The sequence below is a fragment of the Allobosea spartocytisi genome, assembly GCF_014764685.1.
In the GTDB taxonomy this organism is placed as follows: domain Bacteria; phylum Pseudomonadota; class Alphaproteobacteria; order Rhizobiales; family Beijerinckiaceae; genus Allobosea; species Allobosea spartocytisi.
Window position 1 is genome coordinate 522,877 of the sequence record NZ_JACXWY010000001.1, and the last position, 23,709, is coordinate 546,585.

General features: G+C 66.9%; 21 protein-coding genes. 16 read left to right on the top strand and 5 right to left on the bottom strand.

The features are described from left to right. Nucleotides 1–16: 16 nt before the first annotated feature. A complete protein-coding gene (locus IED13_RS02580) occupies nucleotides 17–1,015 on the bottom strand; it encodes an asparaginase (protein WP_112763532.1) in 999 nt (332 codons plus the stop codon). Between the two features lie 117 nt (nucleotides 1,016–1,132). Between IED13_RS02580 and IED13_RS02585 the strand changes: the two genes are divergently transcribed. The 6 genes from IED13_RS02585 (at nucleotide 1,133) to IED13_RS02610 (ending at nucleotide 8,675) form a co-directional block, all read left to right on the top strand. Continuing rightward, the gene (locus IED13_RS02585) at nucleotides 1,133–1,960 is read left to right on the top strand and encodes an alpha/beta hydrolase (RefSeq protein WP_133562004.1); all 828 of its coding nucleotides are present in this window, start codon (nucleotides 1,133–1,135) and stop codon (nucleotides 1,958–1,960) included. A gap of 52 nt (nucleotides 1,961–2,012) precedes the next feature. Continuing rightward, entirely contained in the window at nucleotides 2,013–2,249 is a 237-nt protein-coding gene (locus IED13_RS02590; protein ID WP_038361355.1) for an Lrp/AsnC ligand binding domain-containing protein, read from the top strand. 290 nt (nucleotides 2,250–2,539) lie between these two features. Then, entirely contained in the window at nucleotides 2,540–4,843 is a 2,304-nt protein-coding gene (locus IED13_RS02595) for an NADP-dependent malic enzyme (RefSeq protein WP_112763401.1), read from the top strand. 30 nt (nucleotides 4,844–4,873) lie between these two features. Next, entirely contained in the window at nucleotides 4,874–5,998 is a 1,125-nt protein-coding gene (locus IED13_RS02600) for an alpha/beta hydrolase family protein (protein WP_191123263.1), read from the top strand. A 104-nt stretch (nucleotides 5,999–6,102) separates the two neighbouring features. Then, nucleotides 6,103–7,704 (top strand): peptide ABC transporter substrate-binding protein, encoded by a 1,602-nt coding sequence (locus IED13_RS02605; protein ID WP_191123264.1) that lies wholly within the window; start codon nucleotides 6,103–6,105, stop codon nucleotides 7,702–7,704. A gap of 113 nt (nucleotides 7,705–7,817) precedes the next feature. Continuing rightward, on the top strand, nucleotides 7,818–8,675 hold the full coding sequence (locus IED13_RS02610; RefSeq protein WP_038361342.1) for a D-amino-acid transaminase: 858 nt from the start codon (nucleotides 7,818–7,820) through the stop codon (nucleotides 8,673–8,675). A gap of 149 nt (nucleotides 8,676–8,824) precedes the next feature. Here IED13_RS02610 and guaD read toward each other — a convergent pair whose 3' ends face one another. Continuing rightward, nucleotides 8,825–10,150 carry a guanine deaminase gene (gene guaD / locus IED13_RS02615; RefSeq protein ID WP_191123265.1) on the bottom strand — a complete coding sequence of 442 codons (1,326 nt, stop codon included), beginning with the start codon at nucleotides 10,148–10,150 and terminating at the stop codon, nucleotides 8,825–8,827. 117 nt (nucleotides 10,151–10,267) lie between these two features. On the opposite strand from guaD, the gene xdhA reads away from it, so the two are divergent. From xdhA to IED13_RS02665, 10 genes are all read left to right on the top strand, one after another. Then, entirely contained in the window at nucleotides 10,268–11,758 is a 1,491-nt protein-coding gene (xdhA, locus tag IED13_RS02620; protein WP_191123266.1) for a xanthine dehydrogenase small subunit, read from the top strand. Further along, nucleotides 11,751–14,093 carry a xanthine dehydrogenase molybdopterin binding subunit gene (gene xdhB, locus IED13_RS02625; protein WP_191123267.1) on the top strand — a complete coding sequence of 781 codons (2,343 nt, stop codon included), beginning with the start codon at nucleotides 11,751–11,753 and terminating at the stop codon, nucleotides 14,091–14,093. Before xdhA ends, xdhB begins: the two co-directional genes overlap by 8 nt. Further along, the gene (xdhC, locus tag IED13_RS02630) at nucleotides 14,090–14,932 is read left to right on the top strand and encodes a xanthine dehydrogenase accessory protein XdhC (RefSeq protein ID WP_191123268.1); all 843 of its coding nucleotides are present in this window, start codon (nucleotides 14,090–14,092) and stop codon (nucleotides 14,930–14,932) included. The genes xdhB and xdhC overlap by 4 nt, the downstream gene beginning before the upstream one ends. After that, on the top strand, nucleotides 14,916–16,472 hold the full coding sequence (locus IED13_RS02635) for an ABC transporter ATP-binding protein (RefSeq protein ID WP_191123269.1): 1,557 nt from the start codon (nucleotides 14,916–14,918) through the stop codon (nucleotides 16,470–16,472). The genes xdhC and IED13_RS02635 overlap by 17 nt, the downstream gene beginning before the upstream one ends. Continuing rightward, entirely contained in the window at nucleotides 16,465–17,529 is a 1,065-nt protein-coding gene (locus tag IED13_RS02640; RefSeq protein ID WP_112763392.1) for an ABC transporter permease, read from the top strand. Before IED13_RS02635 ends, IED13_RS02640 begins: the two co-directional genes overlap by 8 nt. Beyond that, nucleotides 17,526–18,449 (top strand): ABC transporter permease, encoded by a 924-nt coding sequence (locus IED13_RS02645; RefSeq protein WP_248312409.1) that lies wholly within the window; start codon nucleotides 17,526–17,528, stop codon nucleotides 18,447–18,449. The genes IED13_RS02640 and IED13_RS02645 overlap by 4 nt, the downstream gene beginning before the upstream one ends. Nucleotides 18,450–18,482: 33 nt before the next feature. Continuing rightward, nucleotides 18,483–19,562, top strand: coding sequence for a BMP family ABC transporter substrate-binding protein (locus tag IED13_RS02650; RefSeq protein WP_191123270.1), 1,080 nt, complete (start codon nucleotides 18,483–18,485; stop codon nucleotides 19,560–19,562). Nucleotides 19,563–19,876: 314 nt separating this feature from the next. Next, entirely contained in the window at nucleotides 19,877–20,206 is a 330-nt protein-coding gene (locus IED13_RS02655) for an HU family DNA-binding protein (RefSeq protein ID WP_162720094.1), read from the top strand. 81 nt (nucleotides 20,207–20,287) lie between these two features. After that, nucleotides 20,288–21,463: a vWA domain-containing protein gene (locus IED13_RS02660; protein WP_191123271.1), complete on the top strand. Its 1,176-nt coding sequence runs from the start codon at nucleotides 20,288–20,290 to the stop codon at nucleotides 21,461–21,463. 55 nt (nucleotides 21,464–21,518) lie between these two features. Next, nucleotides 21,519–22,121, top strand: a complete 603-nt coding sequence (locus tag IED13_RS02665; RefSeq protein ID WP_191123272.1) for a hypothetical protein — start codon at nucleotides 21,519–21,521, stop codon at nucleotides 22,119–22,121. Between the two features lie 36 nt (nucleotides 22,122–22,157). On the opposite strand, the gene IED13_RS02670 is transcribed toward IED13_RS02665, so the two are convergent. The 3 genes from IED13_RS02670 to IED13_RS02680 form a co-directional block, all read right to left on the bottom strand. Beyond that, on the bottom strand, nucleotides 22,158–22,586 hold the full coding sequence (locus IED13_RS02670; RefSeq protein ID WP_038361322.1) for a universal stress protein: 429 nt from the start codon (nucleotides 22,584–22,586) through the stop codon (nucleotides 22,158–22,160). Between the two features lie 120 nt (nucleotides 22,587–22,706). Next, entirely contained in the window at nucleotides 22,707–23,027 is a 321-nt protein-coding gene (locus IED13_RS02675) for a 2Fe-2S iron-sulfur cluster-binding protein (protein WP_038361320.1), read from the bottom strand. 106 nt (nucleotides 23,028–23,133) lie between these two features. Then, nucleotides 23,134–23,472, bottom strand: a complete 339-nt coding sequence (locus tag IED13_RS02680; RefSeq protein WP_038361318.1) for an Hpt domain-containing protein — start codon at nucleotides 23,470–23,472, stop codon at nucleotides 23,134–23,136. Nucleotides 23,473–23,709 lie beyond the last annotated feature (237 nt).

A 23,709-nucleotide genomic window follows, 5' to 3' on the forward strand; every position in this document is an offset into this window, starting at 1 on the left:
GGAAAAACGACAGGTCTTAGCCAGCCGGCGCCCTCACTCGGCCGACCTCGGTGCCGTTCCAGTTCTTCAGTACGGCCTCTCGCAGCGGCGCGAAGGCCACTTGCGTCGATTCATCCATCGGCAGGAAGCGACCGATCAGCGCCGCCAGCGCGACCTCGGCGGCACGCCCGGCGCCATCGTCGCATTTGAGCGCGATGCCATAGCCCAGCTCCGGCAGGGCCGCGCAGTAGACGCCCTCGGCCCCGGTCTTGGTGAAGGCACGCGCGCCGAGCAGGCTCATCAGCCTTGTGTCGAAACGGTCCGTTCCCGCCACCATGAAGGGATGCGCCGCCGCAGCGGCACGGATGCGGGCGGCTGCCCTGGCGCGCTCCGGGCCGAAGCCGTGACCGGTGCCGAGCCGGGCGAAGCCGAGCGCCAGCGCCTTGAGCGGCACGGCATAGGAGGGGATCGAGCAACCGTCGATGCCCATGCGGTCGCTGGAATGCTCGGCGCCGGTCACCTCTTCAAGGGCGCCGCGCACGGCCTGCTGGACCGCATGACCCTGCTTCACATAGCCGGCGGGATCCTCGTCCAGCGCGCAGGAGAGGCAGACGAAGCCGGCATGCTTGCCGGAGCAGTTGTTGTTGAGCGCGCTGGGCTCGGCGCCCGATTTGGCCAGGGCGCGCGCCGCAGCCTCGCCCATCGGCCAATGCGCGCCGCATTCGAGGCAGCCGGCATCGCGGCCGGCCTTCTTCAGCATGGCCAGCGAGGTCTCGGCGTGGAGCGGCTCGCCGGAATGCGAGGAGACGGCAAGCGCGATCTCCGCCTCGGTCAGCCCGTAGCGGTCTGCGGCGCCGCTCTCGATCAATGGCAGGCCCTGAATCGCCTTGACGGCCGAGCGCGGGAACACGGGGCGCTCGACATCCCCGGCGGAGAACACCACGCCGCCCTCGGCATCGATGACGATCGCCGCACCGCGATGGCGCGATTCGACGGTGTTGCCGCGCGTGACTTCGGCGAGGACAGGGTTTTCCATGGCGACCTCCAGTGCCCAATCGATGGGCGCATCGCTTTTGCCGCCGGCCGCCCGGGCTGTCAAAAGCAGTGGCGAAAAAGCTCCGCTGCTGCCACGGTGCGAACCATGGACCAGACCATGACGACCCCCGACTACGAAGCCGAATACAACAACCGCGCCCGGGTGCCCGAGCATCCCGGCATCATCGCCGGCTGGCAGGAAGACGCCGCCGCCTACCGCACCACCGCGCTATGCGAGCTCGGCATCTCCTACGGCGCCGGCGAGCGCCAGCTCTACGACATCTTCAAGCCCGAGACGGTGCGCGGCAACGCGCTCGTCATGTTCATCCATGGCGGCTACTGGCAGGCACTCGACCGCAGCTTCTTCTCGCATATGGCGCGCGGGCTGAACCGGCTGGGCCTGCCCGTCGCCGTCGTCGGCTACGACCTCTGCCCACAGGTCCATCTCGGCCATATCGTCTGGGAATTGCAGCAGGCGGCCGCCGCGCTGTGGCGACGCTTCGGCCTGCCGGTGGTCGCGACCGGGCATTCGGCGGGCGGCCATCTCTCGGCCTGCACGCTGGCGACCAACTGGCACAATGTCGGTTCCGACCTGCCCGACCGGCTGGTGCCGGCCGCCTATGGCATCTCGGGACTCTACAACCTGAAACCGCTGACCGAGACCAGCATCAACACCGCGCTCGGCCTCGACATGGAGGCGGCGGAGCGGGAGAGCCCGCTGTTCTGGCCGGCACCGTCGCGGCTAACGATGGACGCCGTCGTCGGCGGCGCTGAAAGCGACGAGTACCACAAGCAGAGCCGCCGCCTCGTCGATGTCTGGGGGCTGGAAGGCGTGCAGACGCGCTATGAGGAGATCGAAGGCGCGAACCATTTCACCGTCATCGACGGCCTCACCGACCCCGACAATCCGATGACGCGGCGGATCGCGGCGCTCGCCGGCGCTTGATCTCGGGGCACTGGGAGTTCTATCCAGTCCGCAGAGAGTTTCGGAGCGCGCGATGCAGACCTTCTTCGTCGAGATCAAATGCAAGCTCGGCAAGACCTATGAGGTCGCCAGCGAACTGGCCGATCGCGAGATCGCCTCCGAGATCTACTCGACCGCCGGCAATTACGACATCCTGGCCAAGTTCCACGTCGCGGCCGATGTCGATATCGGCCATTTCGTCGCGCAGAAGGTGCAGTCGATCCCCGAGATCGCCGACACCCACACGATCATCACCTTCAAGGCGTTCTGACCGGCCGGCGCCGACCCTGGATTTGTCTCTACGGCTTCGCGTTCCGACTCAGCAGGAAATTTGCTGAATCGATTCCACGTCTTGTGCGTGATCCCTCGCATACCGTCTCAACGGCTTGCCAAACTGATTCAAGCGACCCTTTCCACCGAAGGGCCGATGCGACCGGCACGGCCCTGGCTCCCGAAGCACCGTTTCCCTCACGGAGAAGCTGCCAGCAGCATCCCGGCGGCTTGACGGCATGGGGGCTTTCGCGCGACCAGCATCCTTCGGACTGCAGGGACCATCGCGCCATGAAAAGCACGCTCTCCACAGATCTGCGCTCGGGCGCGCTCGTCTATCACCGCCAGCCGCGGCCCGGTAAGCTCGAGATCCAGGCGACCAAGCCGCTGGGCAACCAGCGCGACCTCGCACTCGCCTATTCCCCCGGCGTCGCTGCCGCCTGCGAGGCGATCGTCGATGACCCGTCGGAAGCGGCCGAGCTGACCTCGCGCCAGAACCTCGTCGCCGTCATCACCAACGGCACCGCCGTGCTCGGCCTCGGCGATATCGGGCCGCTGGCGTCGAAGCCGGTCATGGAGGGCAAGGCGGTCCTGTTCAAGAAATTCGCCGGCATCGACTGTTTCGACATCGAGGTCGAGCAGAAGAACATCGAGAAATTCGTCGAGGTGGTCGCCGCGCTGGAACCGACCTTCGGCGGCATCAATCTCGAGGACATCAAGGGCCCGGAGTGCTTCGAGATCGAGGAGCAACTCAAGGCTCGGATGAAGATCCCCGTCTTCCATGACGACCAGCACGGCACGGCGATCATCGTCGGCGCGGCGGTGCTGAACGGACTCGACCTCGCCGCCAAGAAGATCGCCGACGTCAAGATCGTCGTCTCGGGCGCCGGCGCGGCGGCGCTGGCCTGCACCAACCTGCTGGTGGAGCTCGGCGCGCAACGCAAGAACATCTGGATCACGGACCTGGAAGGCGTGGTCTATGAGGGCCGCAACACGCTGATGGACCGCTGGAAGGAGGTCTATGCGCAGAAGACCGACGCCCGCACGCTGAACGACGTCATCGGCGATGCCGACATCTTCCTCGGCCTCTCCGCCGCGGGCGTGCTGAAGCCGGAGATGGCCAAGCGCATGGCGCCGAAGCCGCTGATCCTGGCGCTCGCCAACCCCAATCCCGAGATCACGCCGGAGGATGCGCTGGCCGTGCGCCCCGATGCGATGATCTGCACCGGCCGCTCGGACTATCCGAACCAGGTCAACAACGTCCTGTGCTTCCCCTATATCTTCCGCGGCGCGCTCGACGTGCAGGCGACGACGATCAACGAAGCGATGAAGCTCGCGGCCGTGCGCGCTATCGCCGCGCTCGCCCGCGAGGCGTCCTCGGATGTGGCTGCACGCGCCTATGGCGGGGAGACCTCGACCTTCGGCGCGACATCGCTGATCCCGAATCCCTTCGATCCGCGCCTGATCATGCGCATCGCCCCGGCCGTGGCCGAAGCCGCCATGGCGACGGGCGTCGCGCGCAAGCCGCTGGTCGACATCGAGGCCTATCGCGAGCAGCTCTCGCGCTTCGTCTTCCGCTCGGGCTTCCTGATGAAGCCGTTGTTCCAGCAGGCCAAGGCCGACCCCAAGCGCGTGATCTATGCCGAGGGCGAGGATGAGCGCGTGCTGCGCGCCGCCCAGGTCGCACTGGAGGAAGGGCTCGCCATCCCGATCCTGATCGGCCGCCCCAGCGTGATCGAGACGCGCATCCAGCGCTTCGGCCTGTCGCTGAAGCCCGGCGTCGATTTCGAGATCGTGAACCCGGAGGACGATCCGCGCTATCGCGACTACGTCCAGACCTATCTCGACATCGCCGGCCGGCGCGGCATCACGCCCGATGCGGCGCGCGCGCTGGTGCGCACCAACAACACCGTGATCGCGGCGCTGGCCGTGGCGCGCGGCGAGGCGGATGCGATGATCAGCGGCCTCGAAGGCCGGTTCATGTCGCGACTGCGGCACATCAAGGACATCATAGGGCTGGCGCCGGGTGTCTGCGACCTCGCGGCGATGACGCTGATCATCACCAACAAGGGCGCCTTCTTCCTCGGCGACACCCATGTGAAGCACGATCCGACGGCGGAGGAGATCGCCGACATGACCGTGCTGGCGGCGAGCCATGTCCAGCGCTTCGGCCTGGAGCCTAAGATCGCGCTGCTGTCGCATTCCGATTTCGGCGCCGCCGACACGCCGAGCTCGCTCAAGATGCGCAAGGCGCTGAAGCTGATCCGCGAGCGCGCGCCTAACCTCGAATGCGACGGCGAGATGGAGGCCGACACCGCGCTGGTGCCGATGATCCGAGAGCGCGTCCTGCCTTCCTCGACGCTGAAGGACGTGGCCAACGTCCTGATCTTCCCCAATCTCGACGCGGCGAACATCTCCTATCAGTTCGCCAAGGTGATGGCGGACGCCCTGCCGGTCGGGCCGATCCTGATGGGCACGGCGAAGCCCGCGCATATCCTCACCGGCTCGGTCACCGCGCGCGGCGTCGTCAACATGACGGCCGTGGCGGTGGTCGAGGCGCAGGAGCGCGCGGCCGCGGTAGCCGCCACTCCCTAGCAGACACCGGATCGGCTGGAGCTGTCGGGCATGGTAGCCACTATCGGAGCCGCACTCCGGTCAGGAGCGCTTGCGCTCGCGGGCGCCTTCTGGCTGGCGGCGACGATGCCGGCAGGCGCGCAGGAGCCGTTTCGCGAGGATAACGGCTTTCTCCGGGCCCGCATCGACGGCCGCGAGATCCGTCTGGAGTCGCTGATCATCCGCCCTGAGGGGATCGAGGGCCGGCTGCCGCTCGCACTGATCACGCACGGCAAATCGGCGACGGGTTCCCGGATGGGCGACCTGCACGCCGTCCAATATAAGTCGATCGCGCGGGATCTCGCCCGCCGTGGCTGGATGGCCGCTATCGTCATCCGCCGCGGCTTCGGCCAATCGGACGGCCCCTTTTCCGGTGAAGGGTCGGGCTGCGGATTACCCGATATGACGGGGCGTTTCGACAGCGAGGCGAAGGAGCTCGAGGCGGCGCTCGAGACGCTGCGAGAACGCCCCGATGTCGATCCCGATCGGATCATCGCACTCGGCGAATCCGCCGGCGGCGCGGCGATCATGGCGCTGGCCCAACGCAAGCCCCCAGGCCTGAAGGCGGTGATCAACGTCGCCGGCGGCCTGAACTTCGACGAATGCGTCGAGAAAGGCCGCGACGCGCTCGTCGAGACCGTCCGGCACTGGCCCTGGCAGGAGACCGTGCCGCAGCTCTGGGTCTATGCCGCCAACGACGAACTCTTCCCGCCACCCCTCGTCGACCGCATGCGCGCCGCTGCGCTCGACCGTGGCGGGAACGTGCGCCTGATCACGCTGCCGGAGATCAAGCCAGGCGGCCATGCGATTCTCCAGAACAACCAGGCCCGTTTCGCCTGGCTTCGGGAGATGGATGCCTCGCTTCGCGCATGGAAGCTGCCGACGCTGCCTACCGGGCGTCCGCAAGCGGAATTCGAGCGCCTCGGCCTCGAAAAGGGCGCCCGCACATTCGAGGATTACTTCAGCGCGCCCGGCGACAAGGCGATGGCTTTCAGCAAGGCCAGCAAAACATTCAACTACCGGTACGGCGAGAAAGATCTGGAGCAGGCGCGCCAGACCGCACTGACCGCATGCCGCAAGAAGGCCGAGGATTGCGCCGTCGTCTTCGAGAACAATCGCGCCACCGGAGCGCGCTGACGACGCGGGGGTCTCCTTCCCGCTTGGCAGGCGGGACGCGTCGCGTTCTAATCTCCTGAGTCGGGCAGCGCTCGCGCCGGTGCCCGGCGCCAGGGGAGGCTGATTTGCTCGACGTCACCCGCCGCCACGCTCCCTTCGCCTTCGCCGCCCTGCTCGCGACTTTACGGGCCGCGGCAGCGCAAGGGTCGGTGATCTTCCACCGCGGCAATGACGGCGACCCGGAAACGCTCGATCCGCACCGGACCTCGACCGTGGCGGAAGCGCATCTGCTGCGCGACCTGCGCGAAGGCCTCGTCATCCACAACATGAGGGGCGAGGTCGTGCCCGGCGTCGCCGAGAGCTGGACGGCCAGTGCCGATGGCAAGCTCTGGCGCTTCAGCCTGCGGGCCAACGCGAAATGGTCGAACGGCGACCCGCTCAGAGCGAGCGACTTCGTCTATTCGTTCAAGCGGATCGTCGACCCCGAGACCGGCGCCAAATACGCCAACCTGCTCTATCCGATCCGCAAGGCCGAGGCGATCCACAAGGCAGCTATAGGCTCATCGCTCGACGAACTCGGCGTACGGGCGCCGGACGAGCGGACGCTGGAGATCGAGCTGGAGCGACCGACGCCCTATCTGCTCGAGCTCCTGACCCATCAGAGCGCCCTGCCGGTCCATCCGGCGACGGCCGCGAAGGCCGGGCTCGCTCCGGCCGATCCGCGAAGCTGGGTCACGAACGGCGCCTATAGGCTCAAGGAATTCATCCCGAACTCGCATATCCGGCTCGACCGCAATCCGCATTTCCACGACGCGGCGGATGTGAAGATCGATACGGTGATCTTCTATCCGGCGCCGGACCTCGCGGCGGCGGCGCGGCGCTTCCAGGCCGGCGAGCTGCAATTGACGACCGACATCCCGGCCGAGCAATTCAAGGAACTGCGCCGCAAGCTCGGCGAGCAGGTGCGGATCGGCCCCTATCTCGCGACCTATTTCCTGATCATCAACACGGCCAAGCAGCCCTTCGACGACCCCCGCGTCAGGCGGGCGCTCTCCCTCCAGATCGACCGGGATTTCATCGCCGACCGGATCTGGGGCGGCACGATGCTGCCGGCCTATGGCGTGATCCCGCCCCATATCGGCAATTACGGCGAGCGGGCGGAGATGGATTTCCGCTACGCATCGGTGCTCGAACGCGAGGACGAGGCGAAGCAGCTCCTCGCCGCGGCCGGGTTCGGCAACGGCGTGCCACTCCATATCGAATTGCGCTTCAACACCACCGACAACAACCGGCACACCGCCGAGGCGATCGCGGAGCAATGGCACGCCATCGGCGTCGAGACGCGCTTCGTCGAGACGGATTTCCGCACGCATTTCGCCTATCTGCGCGATGGTGGCGATTTCGACGTCGCCCGCTATGGCTGGATCGGCGACTATTCCGACCCGCAGAACTTCCTGTTCCTGTTCCAGAGCGACAATGCCGGCTTCAACATCGGCAAATACGCCAATCCCCGCTTCGACGCGCTGATGAAGCTCGCCGCCGACGAACTCGACATCGCCAGGCGCGCCGCGATCCTGCGCGAGGCCGACAGCATCGTCACCACCGAGCAGCCCTGGATTCCGGTGCTGCACTATTCGACGAAGAATCTGGTCTCGCCGAAGCTCGCCGGCTTCGGGCAGAACCTGCGCGGCGCGATCCCGACGCGGTTCCTGAGCCTGAAAGCCTGAGCCTGCGCCCTGCAAGCGGCGCCGGGCGGCAATCCGCCCTTATCGCTCGCGCCCGGCTCGCGGTTTCGCTAGGAAGGAACGGCTTTCCGTCCCCCTAGCAGAGTCCGCATTCCATGAGCCGCATCGTCTATGTCAACGGCGCCTATCTTCCCGAGGAAGAGGCAAAGATCTCCATCTTCGATCGCGGCTTCATCTTCGGCGACGGCATCTACGAGGTCTCGGCCGTGATCGGCGGCAAGCTGGTCGATTGCGAGGCGCATCTCACCCGTCTCGAACGCTCTTGCGGCGAGATCCAGCTAGCCTTGCCCTGGTCGAAGGCCGAGCTGGTCGCGATCCATGAGGAACTGATCAAGCGCAACGGCCTCGACGAAGGCAGCATCTACCTGCAGGTCTCGCGCGGCGCGGCCGATCGCGACTTCCCGTTCCCGAAGGACACCCAGCCGACGCTGGTGATGTTCACCCAGGCCCGCAATTTCGTGAACGCGCCGGCGGTGAAGACCGGCATCAAGGTCGTCTCGACGCCCGACCTGCGCTGGGTCCGCCGCGACATCAAGAGCGTTAACCTGCTCGCGCCGGTGCTGGCCAAGCAGATCGCCGCCGAGGCCGGCGCGCAGGAAGCCTGGATGATCGAGGACGGCGTGGTGACGGAAGGCGCCTCCTCCACCGCCTGGATCGTCAAGGGCAAGACCCTGATCTCGCGCCCGCTCTCGCACAAGGTCCTGCCCGGCATCACCCGCAAGGCGGTGCTGGCCTTCATCGCCGAATCCGGCTTCACCTTCGAGGAGCGCGAATTCACGCTCGCCGAGGCGCTCGACGCCGAGGAGGCCTTCATCACCTCGGCGACCAGCATGGTGATGCCGGTGAGTTCGATCGACGGCCACACCATCCACAACGGTGCGCCGGGCCCGACCACGCTGCGCCTGCGCGAGATCTATATCGACTTCGCCCGCAAGGGCGGCGTGCTGGGCTGAGCCCCCCGCCGGGATCAAAAACCGCCGTCATTCCGGACAAGCCGCGATAGCGGCGCCGATCCGGAATCCATCATAGGACGCTGCGCTCTACGATGGATTCCGGGTCAAGCCCGGAATGACGGCGCGCTTCCGTGGCAAACAAGAGTCCGTCAGGCGCCGCCCGAGAATGACGCGCCCGCGACCAACTCCCCCATCACATAGGTCGCGGCGATATTGCGCTCGTCGCCCAGCGTGACGAGCACGAACAACTCCTCCGCCAGATCGCGCACCGTTTCCATGCGATGCGCCATCGCCCGCGTCGCGCCCGTGTCGAGCACGACGACATCCGCCTCCCGGCCGGGCTCGAACGAGCCGATGAGATGGTCGAGGCCGAGCGCAGCCGCATTGCCGCGCGTGATGGCGTGCAGCGCCGCGAAAGCGGAGAGCGACTGCCCCTGCAACTGCAGCACCTTGTAGGCCTCGGCCATCGTCCGGAGCATCGAATAAGAGGTGCCGCCGCCGATATCGGTCGCGACCGCCACCTTCACGCCGCGCTGCCGGGCATGCGCCCAGTCGAACAGTCCTGAGCCGAGGAAGAGGTTCGAGGTCGGGCAGAAGACCGCGACGGCACCCGTCTCGGCAAAGGCGCTCCATTCATTGTGGGTCATGTGGATGCAATGGCCCATCAGGCTCTTGGGACCGAGCAGGCCGTGGCGCCGGTAGATGTCGGCGTAGTCGGCTGCTTCCGGGTAAAGCTCGCGGGCGAAGGTGATCTCGGCCCGGTTCTCGTCGATATGGGTCTGGACGTGGCAGTCGGGATGCTCGGCCGCCAGCCGCCCTGCCGCCGCCAATTGCTCCGGCGTCGAGGTGATCGCGAAGCGCGGCGTGATCGCATAGAGCTGCCGGCCCTTGCCATGCCAGCGCGCGATCAGCGCCTTCGAGTCGCGATAGCCGCTCTCGGCCGTGTCGGTCAGCGCCTCCGGCGCGTTGCGGTCCATCATCACCTTGCCGGCGATCATGCGGGTGTTGCGACGCTGCGACTCGGTGAAGAATGCCTCGGCCGATTGCGGATGCACCGAGCAATAGACAGCCGCCGTGGTGGTGCCGTTGGCCAGAAGCTCGTCGAGGAAGAAGCGCGAGAGCTTCTCGGCATGGCCCTGCTGGCTGAGCTTCTGCTCCTCGACGAAGGTGTATTTGTTCAGCCAATCCATCAGCTGCGCGCCGTAGGAGGCGACGACTTGCGTCTGCGGCATGTGGATGTGCGCGTCGATGAAGCCCGGCATGATCAGATGCGGGCGATGGTCGACGATCTCGGCATCGGCCGGCAGCGCCCGCAACAGCGCGCTTGCCTCGCCTGTCGCCTTGACCAGCCCGTTCTCGATGACGAGCAAACCGTCCTCGACGAAGCGATACGCCGCCTCGCCCGCAACCTCCGGATCGCCGACAAACCAGAGCAGACGACCGCGTAAGGCGCGGATGACGGGAGATGCGGTCACAATCGGCGGCTCCGGCTTAAATTCACATCACATCTGCACCAAATCAAAGCTTCCGGCCAAGCACGGATCGTGCCTAATCTGGAGGCATGAACTGGCTTTGCGAGTGGAGCGGGCAGGATGCGTGAACGCCTGCGCTTCCTCCTCGGTGACGAGCTTGTCGAGATCGATCGCTGCGATCCGACACTGACGGTGCTCGACTGGCTGCGCCTCGAGAAGCGCATGACCGGCAGCAAGGAAGGCTGCGCCGAGGGCGACTGCGGCGCCTGCACCGTCGTCGTCGGCCGGCTCGACCGCGGGCGGCTGCGCTACGAGGCGGTGAATGCCTGCATCCGTTTCCTGCCGACACTGGATGGCTGCCAGCTCCTCACCGTCGAGCACCTCAAGGGCGATGACGGCAGCCTGCATCCGGTCCAGCAGGCGATGGTCGAATGCCACGGCTCGCAATGCGGCTTCTGCACGCCGGGCTTCGTGATGTCGCTCTTCGCACTCAGGCTGAACGAGGCGGAGCCAAGCATCAGCCGCATCGAGGATGCGCTCGCCGGTAATCTCTGCCGCTGCACCGGCTATGAGCCGATCATCGCGGCCGGGCGGCGCATGGATGAGATCGCCCCGCGCGAGACGGATCGCTTTCTGCGCGAGCGCGAGACCATCGCAGCGCGACTTGCAGCGCTGAACGATGCCGCGACGCTGGCTCTTGAAGGCGAAGGCGGGCGCTTTTACGCCCCCGCAACCGTTGAGGCGCTCGCGGAACTCGTCGCGGCGCATCCGCAGGCGACACTCGTCGCCGGCGCGACCGATGTCGGCTTGTGGGTCACCAAGGCGATGAAGCGGCTCGATCCGGTGATCTATCTCGGGCGGATCGAGACTTTGCGCGAGATCACCGATGAAGGCGATCATTTGCGCTTCGGCGCGATGGCTGGTCATATCGACGTCCGAGCCGCGCTGGCTACCCTCTCGCCCCAACTCGACGAACTGATGCGCCGGTTCGGCGGCGAGCAGGTGCGCAATGCCGGCACGATCGGCGGTAACATCGCCAACGGCTCGCCGATCGGCGACCTGCCGCCAGCCCTGATCGCGCTCGACGCGACGCTGGTGCTGGCGCAGCGCGGCAGAGCCGGGGTCGAACGCCGTACCATCCCGCTCGAAAGCTTCTTCCTCGACTATCGCAAGCAGGATCGCCGCCCTGCCGAATTCGTCGAGGCCGTGCTGGTGCCGAAGCTGGCGCCAGACATGCTGTTCCATGCCTCGAAGGTGTCCAAACGCTTCGATGAGGACATCTCGGCCGTCTGCGGCGCCTTCCGGCTGACCCGGCATGCCGATGGCCCGATCAGCGAGGCGCGACTGGCCTATGGCGGCATGGCCGGCATCCCGAAGCGGGCGGCTGCGGCAGAGGCGGCGCTCATCGGCCGGCCGTGGGATGAGGACGCCGTCGAGGCGGCCATCGCCGCCTTGCCTCGGGACTTCACGCCGCTCAGCGACATGCGTGCCTCGGCGGACTATCGGCTCAAGATCGCCGGCAACCTGCTGCGGCGCTTCCTGATCGAGACGACACAGCCGCAAACCGAGACACGCGTCGCCGGCCTGCTCGCGGAGGCCGCCCATGGCTGACGCGCGCCGCAAGCTCGACATCGTCCCCGAGACCGGGCCGGTCGGCAGTGCCCGCATCCACGACTCCGCACCCAAGCATGTCGCCGGCGAGGCCTTCTACATCGACGACATCGCCGCGCCGGAAGGCCTGCTTCACGCCTATCTCGGCCTGAGCGGGATCGCCCATGGGCAGCTCACCTCGCTCGATCTCGATGCGGTGCGTGCCGCGCCCGGCGTCGTTTCGGTGCTGACGGCGGCCGATATTCCCGGCGCCAACGACATCTCCTCAACGCATCGCCATGACGAGCCGGTCTTCGCGACCGATCGGATCCTGTTCCACGGCCAGCCCCTCTTCGCAGTGGTGGCTGAGACGCGCGAGCAGGGACGTCTGGCCGCAACGCTGGCCAAAGCCAAGTACACCGAAGAGACCCCTCTCCTCGACATCGCCGCCGCGCGTGCGGCCGGCGGCAGGCTCGTCACCGACCCGCTCAAGCTCGAACGCGGCGATGTCGCGACGGCCATGGCCGCGAGCCCGCGCCGACTCAAGGGCACGATGGCGATCGGCGGGCAGGAGCATTTCTACCTCGAAAGCCAGATCGCACTCGCCATCCCCGGCGAGGACGAGGACATGACGGTGCTGGTCTCGACCCAGCATCCGAGCGAGGTCCAGCACATGGTCGCGGCCGTGCTCAGCGTCGGCTCGCATGCCGTGACCGTCGAGGTGCGGCGCATGGGCGGCGGTTTCGGCGGCAAGGAAACGCAGGCCAATCTCTTCGCCTGCGTCGCGGCTATCGCGGCCCGCAAACTGAAGCGGCCGGTGAAGCTTCGGCCCGATCGCGACGACGACATGGCGATCACCGGCAAGCGCCACGACTTCGTCTGCGACTACGAGATCGGCTTCGACGACGAGGGCCGCATCCATGCACTCGACGCCGTCTATGCGGCGCGCTGCGGTTGGAATGCCGATCTTTCGGGGCCGGTGACCGACCGCGCCCTGTTCCACATGGACAATTGCTATTTCTACCCGGCGGTGCGCGCCCGCTCGGAACCGCTCTTCACCAACACCTGCTCCAACACCGCCTTCCGGGGCTTCGGCGGTCCGCAAGGCATGGTCGGCGCCGAGCGCTTCATCGAGGAGGTCGCCTACGCGACCGGACTCGACCCGCTGGAGGTGCGACGGCGCAATCTCTATGGCGGCGCCGGCCGTGACGTCACGCCCTATCACCAGGCTGTCGAGGACAATATCGCGGCCGATGTCATCGCCGAGCTGGAACGGCGATGCGATTATCAGGCGCGCAAGGCTGCGATCCGCGAAGCCAATAGGAAAAGCCCCATCGTCAAGCGCGGCATCGCGTTGACGCCGGTGAAGTTCGGCATCTCCTTCACAGCGACCTGGTTCAACCAAGCCGGCGCACTGGTGCATGTCTATACCGACGGCACGGTCGCGCTGAACCACGGTGGCACCGAGATGGGGCAAGGGCTCTATATCAAGGTGGCGCAGGTGGTGGCGCAGGCCTTCGGCATCAGGCTCGACCAGGTCAAGATCACCGCCACCACCACCGGCAAGGTGCCGAATACCTCGGCCACCGCCGCCTCGTCCGGCTCCGACCTCAACGGCATGGCGGCGCTCGATGCCTGCGAGACGATCAAGAAGCGGCTGACGGAGTTTGCCGCGAAACACTGGCAGGTCGAGGCGGAGGACATCGCCTTCCTACCGGGCCGCGTGAAGGTTGGCCCCCGCGAGATCGCCTTCAAGGACCTGATCGCGGCCGCCTATATGGCCCGCGTCCAGCTCTCCGCGACCGGCTTTTACGCGACGCCCAAAATCCACTGGGACCGCAAGGCCGGGCGCGGCCACCCGTTCTACTATTTCGCCTATGGCGCGGCGGCGGCCGAGGTCGCGATCGACACGCTGACCGGCGAGTACAGGGTCGAGCGGGTCGATATCCTGCATGATTGCGGGCAATCGCTGAACCCCGCGATCGACAAGGGCCAGATCGAGGGCGGCTTCGTGCAGGGCATGGGCTGGCTGACGACCGAAGAGCTGGTCTGGGATAAAAAAGGCCGGCTCTGGACCCATGCGCCGTCCACTTACAAGATTCCCGTCGCCTCCGACCGGCCGCGCATCTTCAATGTGCATTTGCTGGAGAACGCGCCGAACCGCGAGCCGACGATCCACCGTTCCAAGGCCGTCGGCGAGCCGCCATTGATGCTGGCGATCTCAGTTCTGCATGCGCTGTCGGATGCGGTGGCGAGCGTCGGGGACCATCGCATCTGTCCGCGCCTCGATGCGCCGGCGACACCGGAGCGCGTATTGGACGCGGTCGAGCGGGTCAGGGCGGAGGCCACGCGATGACCCTCGCCGCTTTCCTCACAGCCCATCAGCGCGACGGCATCGTTCTCGTCCGGATCGAGGCTGTGGAAGGCTCGACGCCGCGCGAGGCCGGCGCCTGCATGGCCGTCAGCCCAGGTGCCATCGCCGGAACGATCGGTGGCGGGCAGCTTGAATTCCATTGCATCGACCTCGCCCGCCATATGTTGAGCGAGGCTTCGCCGGACCAGATCCTCGACATCCCGCTCGGCCCGCAGATGGGCCAGTGCTGCGGCGGGCGGGTGCGCGTGTCGCTGCACCGGCTCGCCGCCGCCGACATCGCGCTGATCGTCGCCCGCGAGAAGGCCGAGGTCGCAGCGAGACCGCCTGTCCTGATCTTCGGTGCGGGCCATACCGGCCGTGCGCTTGCCCGTGCGCTTGCCGCCCTACCCTTTACGGTGACGCTGATCGACGATCGCGACGACGTCATGAGCGGGCTGCCGGCGGCCGTCACCTGCATCCGCATGGCCGATCCGGTCGATGCGGTCGCGGACGCTCCGGCAAACGCCGCCTTCGTCGTGCTTTCGCACAGCCATGCGCTCGACTACCGCTTGACGGAGGCGGCGCTGGCGCGGGGCGATGCCGCTTATGTCGGCATGATCGGCTCGGCCACGAAGCGCGCCCGTTTCGACGCGAGCTTCCTGCGCGCCGGCGGGCGGCGGGAGACACTTTCGCGCCTGACCTGCCCGATCGGCGGTTCGGATGTGGACGACAAGCGCCCGGAGGTCATCGCGGCCTTGACGGCAGCCGAGCTGGTGCGTTGCTTGCTTGGCCGCCGGGAGCCGGCGAAAGGGAGACGGTCGCGACATGAATCAGCCGCGTGAGCAGGATGTGCCGCCGCGGCTGGCGCTCGCCCATGTCTCGAAGAGCTTTCCCGGCGTCAAAGCCAACGAGGACATCAGCCTGAGCGTCCGGCCCGGCGAAATCCACGCCCTGCTCGGCGAGAACGGCGCCGGCAAGTCGACGCTCGTCAAGATCATCTACGGCGTCCAGCAGGCCGACGAAGGCACCATTTCCTGGAACGGTTCACCCGTCGCGATCCCCTCGCCCAAGGCCGCACGCAAGCTCGGCATCGGCATGGTCTTCCAGCATTTCTCGCTGTTCGACGCGATGACGGTGATCGAGAACATCGCGCTCGGGCTCGACGAAGCCGTCGATCGCGAGGAACTCAAGAGCCAAGTCGCCGCGATCCTGCAATCCTATTCGCTGCCGCTCGATCCGGAGCGCGAGGTGCATACGCTCTCGGTCGGCGAGCGCCAGCGCATCGAGATCGTGCGCTGCCTTCTGCAGAAGCCGAAGCTCCTGATCATGGACGAGCCGACCTCGGTGCTGACGCCGCAGGAGGTCGAGCGCCTGTTCGCGACACTCAGGCAGATCGCGGCGGAAGGCTGCTCGATCCTCTACATCTCGCACAAGCTGCACGAGATCAAAGCGCTCTGCGACAGCGCCACCATCCTGCGCGGCGGGCGCGTGGTCGCGACCTGCGATCCGAAGGTCGAGACGACCAGGCGCATGGCGGAACTGATGATCGGCGCGGAGCTGCGCAAGATCGAGCACGGCCAGACGAAGGAAGCCGGCGCGGTCAGGCTCGCCGTCAGCGGGCTCTCGCTGCCGGGCGAGCCGCCTTTCGGCACCGATCTCAAGGGTGTCTCCTTCGAGGCGCGGGCGGGCGAAATCCTCGGCATCGCCGGCGTCGCCGGCAACGGCCAGGCGGAACTTCTGACGGCGCTCTCGGGCGAGCGGCTGGCTGCGGCGCCTGAGGCGATCCGGCTCGACGGCAGGGCCGTCGGGCTCGAAGGTGCCGGCGCGCGCCGGGCGCTCGGCCTCTCCTGCGTGCCGGAAGAGCGTAACGGCCATGCCGCCGTGCCGGATTTCTCGCTCGCCGACAACGGCGTCCTGACCGCGCGCCACCGGCTGCCGCTGGCACCGCATGGTTTCATCAGCCGCGGTGCCGTCAGCCGCTTCGCCGACAGCGTCATCAAGCTCTTCGATGTCCGGACCACCGGCAATGGCGCGCTCGCTCGCTCGCTCTCGGGCGGAAACCTCCAGAAATTCATCATGGGTCGCGAGATCGGCCAGCAGCCCGCCGTGCTCGTCGTGTCGCAGCCGACCTGGGGCGTGGATGCCGGTGCGGCCGCCGCGATCCGGCAGGAGCTCGTCGACCTCGCCGCAAAGGGCTCGGCCGTCGTGGTGATCTCGCAGGATCTCGACGAGTTGCTCGAGCTCGCCGACCGGCTCTGCGTCATCAACGAAGGCCGGCTCTCGGCGCCGCGCCCGGTTGCCAGCCTCGGCATCGACGAGATCGGCCTGATGATGGGCGGAATTCACGGCGCTGGCGAGCAGGTGGGAGCGGCGCATGCTTGAATGGCGCCGCCGCCGCGAGCCGAGCCTGCCGATGCTGGTCTTGAGCCCCCTGATCGCGATCGGGCTGACGATGCTCACCGGCATGATCGTCTTCACCGCCATCGGCTATGACGGCTTCCATGCGGTCGAGAGCATCTTCCTGACCCCATTCCTGGAACCGCAGCGCTGGGCCGATATCGGCGTCAAGGGCGCACCACTGGTGATGATCGCGCTCGGGCTCGCCATCGGCTTCCGCGCCAATGTCTGGAATATCGGCGCCGAGGGGCAGTATGTCATGGGAGCCATCGCCGGCACCGGGGTCGCGCTGCTGACCTATGACATGACCGGATGGTGGATCCTGCCCGCCATGGTGCTCGCCGGCATCCTCGGCGGCATGGCCTGGGCCGCAATCCCCGCGCTCCTCAGGGTGAAGCTGCAGGTCAGCGAAATCCTGACCAGCCTGATGTTGACCTATGTCGCGGTGCAGTTCCTCTATTTCCTGGTGCGCGGACCGTGGAAGGACCCGGGCGGCTTCAATTTTCCGCAGACGCGTATGTTCACCGCCGACCAGACCTTGCCGACGGTGATCGAGGGCTCGCTGGTCCATCTCGGCATTCCCGTCGCATTGCTGCTGGCTGTCGTCGCCTGGCTACTGATGGAGAAGACCACGGCGGGCTATGCGGTAAAGGTCGTGGGCCTCGCGCCGGCCGCAGCCCGCCACGGCGGCTTCAGCGCGGCGCGCACGACCTGGGCGACGATGCTGCTCAGCGGCGGCCTCGCGGGACTGGCCGGGCTCTTCGAGGCGGCCGGACCGTTCGGCCAGCTCACGCCGCAATTCCCGGTGGGATACGGCTTCACCGCGATCATCGTCGCCTTCCTCGGGCGATTGCACCCGCTCGGCATCGTCTTCGGCGGCATCGTGCTGGCGGGAACCTATGTCGGCGGCGAGATCGCGCAATCGACGGTCAGGCTGCCGCAGGCGGCGACCGGGCTGTTCCAGGCCATGTTGCTGTTCATGCTGCTGGCGACCGACGTGCTGGTGCGCTGGCAGATCGGCTGGAAGCGGAGGGCGGCATGACCACGGCCATGCTCGTCTCGATCATCATGACGCTGATCGCGGCCTCGACGCCCTTGCTGCTGGCCTCGTTGGGCGAACTCGTCGCAGAGAAATCCGGCGTGCTCAATCTCGGCGTCGAGGGCATGATGCTGTGCGGCGCGGTCGCCGGCTTCGCCGTCGCGTTCTCGAGCGGCAGCATGGCGCTGGGGCTGCTGGCCGCCATCCTTGCCGGTGTCGCCGCAGCGATGGTCTTCGCGGTGCTGGCGCTGTCGCTCACCGCCAATCAGGTCGCGACCGGGCTTGCGCTGACGATTTTCGGCATCGGCGCCTCCTCGCTGATCGGCGCCGGCTTCGTCGGGCGCACCGTGCAGCGGCTCGGGCCGATCTTCCCGGCGGCGCTGTCCGAACATCCCATCCTGCGCATCGTCTTCGGGCAGGACGTCGTCGTCTATCTCTCGCTCGCGCTGGTGGCCGGCGTGAGCTACTTCCTGCGCCGGACGCGGGCGGGGCTGATCCTGCGCGCGGTCGGCGAGAACGACGCTTCCGCACATGCCATCGGCTACCCGGTCGTCGCCATCCGCTATGCGGCGGTCGCCTTCGGAGGCGCCTTGGCGGGGCTGGGCGGGGCCTATTTCTCGCTGGCGCTGACGCCGATGTGGGCCGAACGATTGACCGCGGGGCGTGGCTGGATCGCGCTGGCGCTCGTCGTCTTTTCGGCCTGGAAGCCGGGCCGGCTGCTGCTCGGCGCCTATCTCTTCGGCGCGGTGATGACGCTGGAGCTGCAGGCCAAGGCCGCCGGCGTGAGCTGGCTCGCGCCGGAGGTGCTGGCGATGGCCCCCTACCTTGCGACCATTGCAGTTCTGACCATGATGTCGCTAGGACGAAAGACCGGCCGGCTCGACGCACCGGCCTGCCTCGGCAAACCTTTCACGGCGTCCTGACGCCGCAACCGACAACGGGGAGTTCATAGGACCATGACCAGCATCATCACCCGCCGCCGGCTGACCTTCGGCGCCGCCGCGGCCTCGACGCTACCACTGCTGGGCCGCGGTGCCTCGGCGCAGGCCCCGCTCGGCGTGGGCTTCGTTTATGTCGGCCCCATCGGCGACCATGGCTATACCTGGACGCATGATCAGGGCCGGCTCGCGATCGAGAAGGAATATGGCTCGAAGATCAAGACGAGCTTCCTCGAGAACGTCGCCGAAGGCCCGGATGCCGCCCGCGCCATCCGCCAGCTCGCCCAGGCCGGCAACCAGCTGATCTTCTCGACCTCCTTCGGCTTCATGAACCCGACGATCCAGGTCGCCAAGCAGTTCCCGAAGATCCATTTCGAGCACGCCACCGGCTACATGCGCGCCGAAAACGTCGCGACCTATGATGCGCGCTTCTATGAGGGCCGCGCCGTGATCGGCACCATCGCCGGCCACATGTCGAAGACCGGCCAGGCGGGCTATGTCGCCTCCTTCCCGATCCCCGAGGTGGTGATGGGCATCAACGCCTTCCATCTGGCGGCGCGCAAGGTGAACCCGAACTTCAAGACCAAGGTCGTCTGGTGCTCGACCTGGTACGACCCGGCCAAGGAAGCCGACGCCGCCAAGGCGCTGATCGACCAGGGCGCCGACATGATCACCCAGCACACCGACTCGGCGGCGCCGCTCCAGGCGGCCGAGCAGCGCGGCGTCTACGCCTTCGGCCAGGCCTCGGACATGAAGGCCTTCGCGCCCAAGGCGCATCTCTCGGCCATCGTCGACGACTGGTCGGGCTACTACATCAAGCGCGTCAAGGACGTGATGGACGGCACCTGGAAGACCGGAGCGGTCTGGGGCGGCATCAAGGACGGCTTCGTCAAGCTCGCCCCCTATAACGACGCGATCACGCCGGCTGCCCGCGCAGCTGCCGACGCGGTCCAGGCAGGCATCGTCTCCGGCAAGCTCCACCCCTTCACCGGCGAGCTCAAGGACCAGAAGGGCGAAATCCGCGTCAAGGCCGGCGAGACGGCCTCCGACGAGATCCTCTCCAAGATGGACTGGTACGTCGACGGCGTGCAGGCCTAGAGCCGGAGCAGGATTCTCGCGAAAAACCGGTTCCCGCTTTTTCGCATCCTGCTCTGAGCGGCATCGATGGCGGCGGGCGCAGCGTTGCGCGCCGCCATCTGCAACCGAATCGGGGGCACGATTCTGCGGGCTCGCCCCCCTCTTCTCGGTTCCCGCACCCGCGAAAAGCCCAAAAATCCAGCTTCTTTCGGCGGAACGAAGCCGTTTCCTGTGCGTATCTACGGCCGCGGGCATCGTCTTTCCGCGATAACCGTGGCAACTGCGTGAGTTGCGCGCCGCGAATATCTCCGCGGTCGCTCGTGTCGGAAACGGGCATGAACGACCCAGATCCAGCACGCGACGCCTATAACACCCTTCTCAAGGAGGATTTCATGACCAAGAACGAACTGATCGCCGCGATCGCCGAAGAGACCGGGAAGACGAAGGCCGATGTCTCCGCCATTCTGGCCTCCCTCGGCACGACCGTCGCCAAGACCCTGAAGGGCGGCGACGACGTCACGCTCGGCGGCATCGGCAAGCTCTCCGCGGCCAAGCGCGAAGCCCGCGAGGCCCGCAACCCCTCGACCGGCGCCACCATCAAGGTTCCGGCCAAGACCGTCGTGAAGTTCAAGGTCACCAAGGACCTCGCCGACGCGGTGGCGTAAAGCCATCCATCGGGATCGAGCGGTGTCCGTGCAAGCGCGGACACCGCTTGACCTCGTGCTCCATGCCCGCACAGTAGCGGCATGTTCCTTCGCCTCTTCACCGATCTGCGCGCCGCCAAGGTCCCGGTGACCTTGCGCGAATATCTGACGCTGCTCGAAGGGGTGGAGGCCGATCTCGCCGAGCACAGCGTCGACGAGTTCTACTATCTCGCCCGCGCCACGCTGGTGAAGGACGAGCGCCATCTCGACAGGTTCGATCAGGTCTTCGCCCAGGTCTTCCAGGGCATGGAGACGCTCCAGCAGGCGATCGAGCAAGCCGGCATCCCGGAGGAATGGCTCCGCAAGCTCGCCGAGAAGTTCCTCACCGACGAAGAGAAGGCCCAGATCGAGGCTCTCGGCTGGGACAAGCTCTGGGAGACGCTGAAGCAGCGCCTGGAAGAGCAGAAGGGCCGCCATCAGGGCGGCAACAAATGGATCGGCACCGGCGGCACCTCGCCTTACGGCGCCTATGGCTACAACCCCGAAGGGGTGCGTATCGGCCAGGACAAGAACCGCAATTTCCGGGCGGTGAAAGTCTGGGACAAGCGCGACTTCAAGGATTTCGACGACACGCGCGAGCTCGGCGTGCGCAACCTGCGCATCGCGCTGAGGCGCCTGCGCCGCTTTGCCCGCACGGGTGCAGCCGAAGAGCTCGACCTCGACAACACGATCACGGAGACGGCCAGGCACGGCTATCTCGACGTCAAGCTCAGGCCAGAGCGGCACAACACCGTGAAGGTGCTGCTCTTTCTGGATGTCGGCGGCTCGATGGACTGGCATGTCGAGCTGGCCGAGGAGCTGTTCTCGGCGGCGCGGGCCGAGTTCAAGCATTTCGAGCATTTCTACTTCCACAACTGCCCCTATGAGCGGGTCTGGAAGGAGAACCGCCGCCGCCACGAGCAGCAGATCCCGACCTGGGAGGTGCTGCGGACCTATCCCGGCGACTACCGTCTCGTCTTCGTCGGCGACGCCTCGATGAGCCCTTACGAGATCGCGATGCCCGGTGGTTCCGTCGAGCATTGGAACGAGGAGGCGGGGCAGGTCTGGATCGAGCGATTGACGACGAAGTTCCCGAAATCGGTCTGGCTCAACCCGGTCCAGCAGCATCTGTGGAACTACACCCAGTCGATCCGGCAGATCGGCGGCCTGATGGGCGGGCGCATGTTCCCGTTGACGCTCGATGGCCTCGACGGCGCGATGAAGGTGCTGGCGCGCTGAGCCGAGACGATTGGCCGGCTTCCCTTGACGGGCATAGTTGCTCTATCTGCCGCCCATGACCGAGCACCCTGACGACGACACCGCCCCGAGCTGGCGCCAGCGCCCGAAGCCGGTCGGCTTCGAGATCGCCTACAAGCTCGACGGCGACTTTCTGGAGATCGACAGGACCAGGGCGGTCGACCGGCTGCGGCTGAGCGCCGTCGAGCAGGTGCGCTACGTGTTCGCCCCTGGCAACATCTCCTCCAAAGGCTACAAGACCCAGCTGCGGCTCAGCGACGGCAGGACCGTCACCTTCGGCAACCTCTCCTGGCGTTCGCTGACCGATCTCGATCGCGACGACGCCCGTTATCACCGTTTCGTCTCGGCGCTGGCGGCCGCGATCACGCGCGCCAATCCAAAAGCCCGCTTCGTCGGTGGCCGGCCGGGACCGATCTGGCTCGGGGTCGCTGCCGTCGGCGCGCTCTCGCTGGCGATGATCGCGTATTTCGCGCTGCATGCCTTCCGGCAAGGCCAGACCAGCGCGGCGCTGCTCGCGCTGCTGCTGCTGGCGGCGTCCTGTTGGCAGGTCTGGCCGCTGATCTCGCTCAACCGGCCGCGCGAACTCGCGACCGGCGAGGTGCCGGACGATCTCGTGCCGGGGCGCGAGCCGAAGTCCTGAGGTTCGACCGCCGCAACGCTGCGGCCGGAATGCGGCTCAGGCCTGGCGCACCACCAGCACCGAGCACTTGGCGCGGCGCACGATCGCCGAGGCATTCGAGCCGATCACATAGGCCAGCATGCCCGGCTCATGCGAGCCGATGACGATGAGGTCGATGCCGCCGGCATCGGCCTCGGCCAGCACCTCGCCATGCACGGAGCCGATCAGCACCTTGGCCGAAACCTGCTCCGCCGGAAGATCGACCTTCGCGGCGATCTCCGCGAGCTTGGCCTCGGCATCCTGCTGCTGCTCGGTGTCGAAATCGCTCGGCACGAACTCCATGTAGGTGACCGGGATCAGCGAGCGGACATAGACCAGCCGCACCGAACCGCCGGAGGCCTTGGCGAAGGAGACCGCTGCGTCGATCGCCGGCCTGGCGAGTTCCGCCTCGGCCAGATCGACGGGGACCATGATCGACTTGTACATCGCGAACTCCTCAAGGCTGGTTGCGATACCATTCTGGAGTTTGCCAGCGCCGGCGCATTGATCCAACGCAAATCGCGCATGGGGCGCGGCACGAGGCGCGGCGACGCCGCGCCCGTTTCGCTAGCCCTGCCGCTCGGGCGTGCGGACCACGAGGCCGTCGAGTTCGGGGCGGATGCGGATCTGGCAGGAGAGGCGCGAGTTCGGCCGGACGTCGAAGGCGAAGTCCAGCATGTCCTCCTCCATCGGCTCGGGCTGGCCGACCTTCGGCATCCAGGCCTCGTCGACATAGACATGGCAGGTCGCGCAGGCGCAGGCGCCGCCGCATTCGGCCTCGATGCCGGGGACCTCGTTGCGGATCGCCGTTTCCATCACGGTCGCGCCGACCTCGCCCTCGACGGTGCGGCTCTCCCCATGGGCATCGATATAGGTGATGTTCGGCATGTCCTGTCTCCGGCGCGCCCGCGCTCGGCCTCGCGCGGGCATGACGCTTGCTCGCTTAGAGGATTTCCAGCTCGCGCGAAACGGCGGCGATGCGGCGGCGGCCTGCTCAGGCCGCGCAGTCGCAGCGGCAGATCACGGCGCGCGCCTCGGCGGCGGCCAGAGTCAGCGCATCCATCGCGGCTTCCGTGGGGTGCTTGTCGCCCTGACCGAGACCCTGCTCGATCCGGTCGGCCGCCTCGGCGACCTGCCAGGCGCCCACCGCGAGGGCAGCGCCCTTCAGGCTGTGGGCCGCGTCCAGGCGCGCCTTTGGATCGGCGCTGCCGTGGATGGTGCGCAGATGCGTGGCGCATTGCTGGGCAAAGAGCGTGAGCAGCTCGCGCTCGAGTTCACGGTCGCCGCCGGTCTGGCGGGACAGATGCTCGGTATCGATTGCCTTCTGGGACATGGTAAAACTCGTGAACGCAGTGACATCGACCGGCCGCACGGGCAAATCGACCCCTTTCAAGAAGCGCCTTGATGGTGAACGAGGCGTTAACGACGTTTGTGAATCAGGCACTCAAATGGGTTTCCAAGGCTCCGGGCCTCCACTACCCTTCCAATTGGTAAATGATGGGCGCAGTGTCTCCATTCATCCGGCCAGAGGCGGTCCGGATGGCGGAGCATGAGTTCGCGACCATCTTCA

Bases quoted from the DNA above. Each gene is read 5' to 3' on its own strand.
- xdhC (WP_191123268.1), top strand. From the start codon at position 14,090: ATGACCCTCGCCGCTTTCCTCACAGCCCATCAGCGCGACGGCATCGTT.
- IED13_RS02610 (WP_038361342.1), top strand. From the start codon at position 7,818: ATGAGCCGCATCGTCTATGTCAACGGCGCCTATCTTCCCGAGGAAGAG.
- IED13_RS02675 (WP_038361320.1), bottom strand. From the start codon at position 23,027: ATGCCGAACATCACCTATATCGATGCCCATGGGGAGAGCCGCACCGTC.
- IED13_RS02595 (WP_112763401.1), top strand. From the start codon at position 2,540: ATGAAAAGCACGCTCTCCACAGATCTGCGCTCGGGCGCGCTCGTCTAT.
- IED13_RS02665 (WP_191123272.1), top strand. From the start codon at position 21,519: ATGACCGAGCACCCTGACGACGACACCGCCCCGAGCTGGCGCCAGCGC.
- IED13_RS02580 (WP_112763532.1), bottom strand. From the start codon at position 1,015: ATGGAAAACCCTGTCCTCGCCGAAGTCACGCGCGGCAACACCGTCGAA.
- IED13_RS02645 (WP_248312409.1), top strand. From the start codon at position 17,526: ATGACCACGGCCATGCTCGTCTCGATCATCATGACGCTGATCGCGGCC.
- IED13_RS02670 (WP_038361322.1), bottom strand. From the start codon at position 22,586: ATGTACAAGTCGATCATGGTCCCCGTCGATCTGGCCGAGGCGGAACTC.
- IED13_RS02650 (WP_191123270.1), top strand. From the start codon at position 18,483: ATGACCAGCATCATCACCCGCCGCCGGCTGACCTTCGGCGCCGCCGCG.
- xdhA (WP_191123266.1), top strand. From the start codon at position 10,268: ATGCGTGAACGCCTGCGCTTCCTCCTCGGTGACGAGCTTGTCGAGATC.
- IED13_RS02585 (WP_133562004.1), top strand. From the start codon at position 1,133: ATGACGACCCCCGACTACGAAGCCGAATACAACAACCGCGCCCGGGTG.
- IED13_RS02655 (WP_162720094.1), top strand. From the start codon at position 19,877: ATGAACGACCCAGATCCAGCACGCGACGCCTATAACACCCTTCTCAAG.
- IED13_RS02590 (WP_038361355.1), top strand. From the start codon at position 2,013: ATGCAGACCTTCTTCGTCGAGATCAAATGCAAGCTCGGCAAGACCTAT.
- IED13_RS02680 (WP_038361318.1), bottom strand. From the start codon at position 23,472: ATGTCCCAGAAGGCAATCGATACCGAGCATCTGTCCCGCCAGACCGGC.
- IED13_RS02600 (WP_191123263.1), top strand. From the start codon at position 4,874: ATGGTAGCCACTATCGGAGCCGCACTCCGGTCAGGAGCGCTTGCGCTC.
- xdhB (WP_191123267.1), top strand. From the start codon at position 11,751: ATGGCTGACGCGCGCCGCAAGCTCGACATCGTCCCCGAGACCGGGCCG.
- IED13_RS02640 (WP_112763392.1), top strand. From the start codon at position 16,465: ATGCTTGAATGGCGCCGCCGCCGCGAGCCGAGCCTGCCGATGCTGGTC.
- IED13_RS02660 (WP_191123271.1), top strand. From the start codon at position 20,288: ATGTTCCTTCGCCTCTTCACCGATCTGCGCGCCGCCAAGGTCCCGGTG.
- IED13_RS02635 (WP_191123269.1), top strand. From the start codon at position 14,916: ATGAATCAGCCGCGTGAGCAGGATGTGCCGCCGCGGCTGGCGCTCGCC.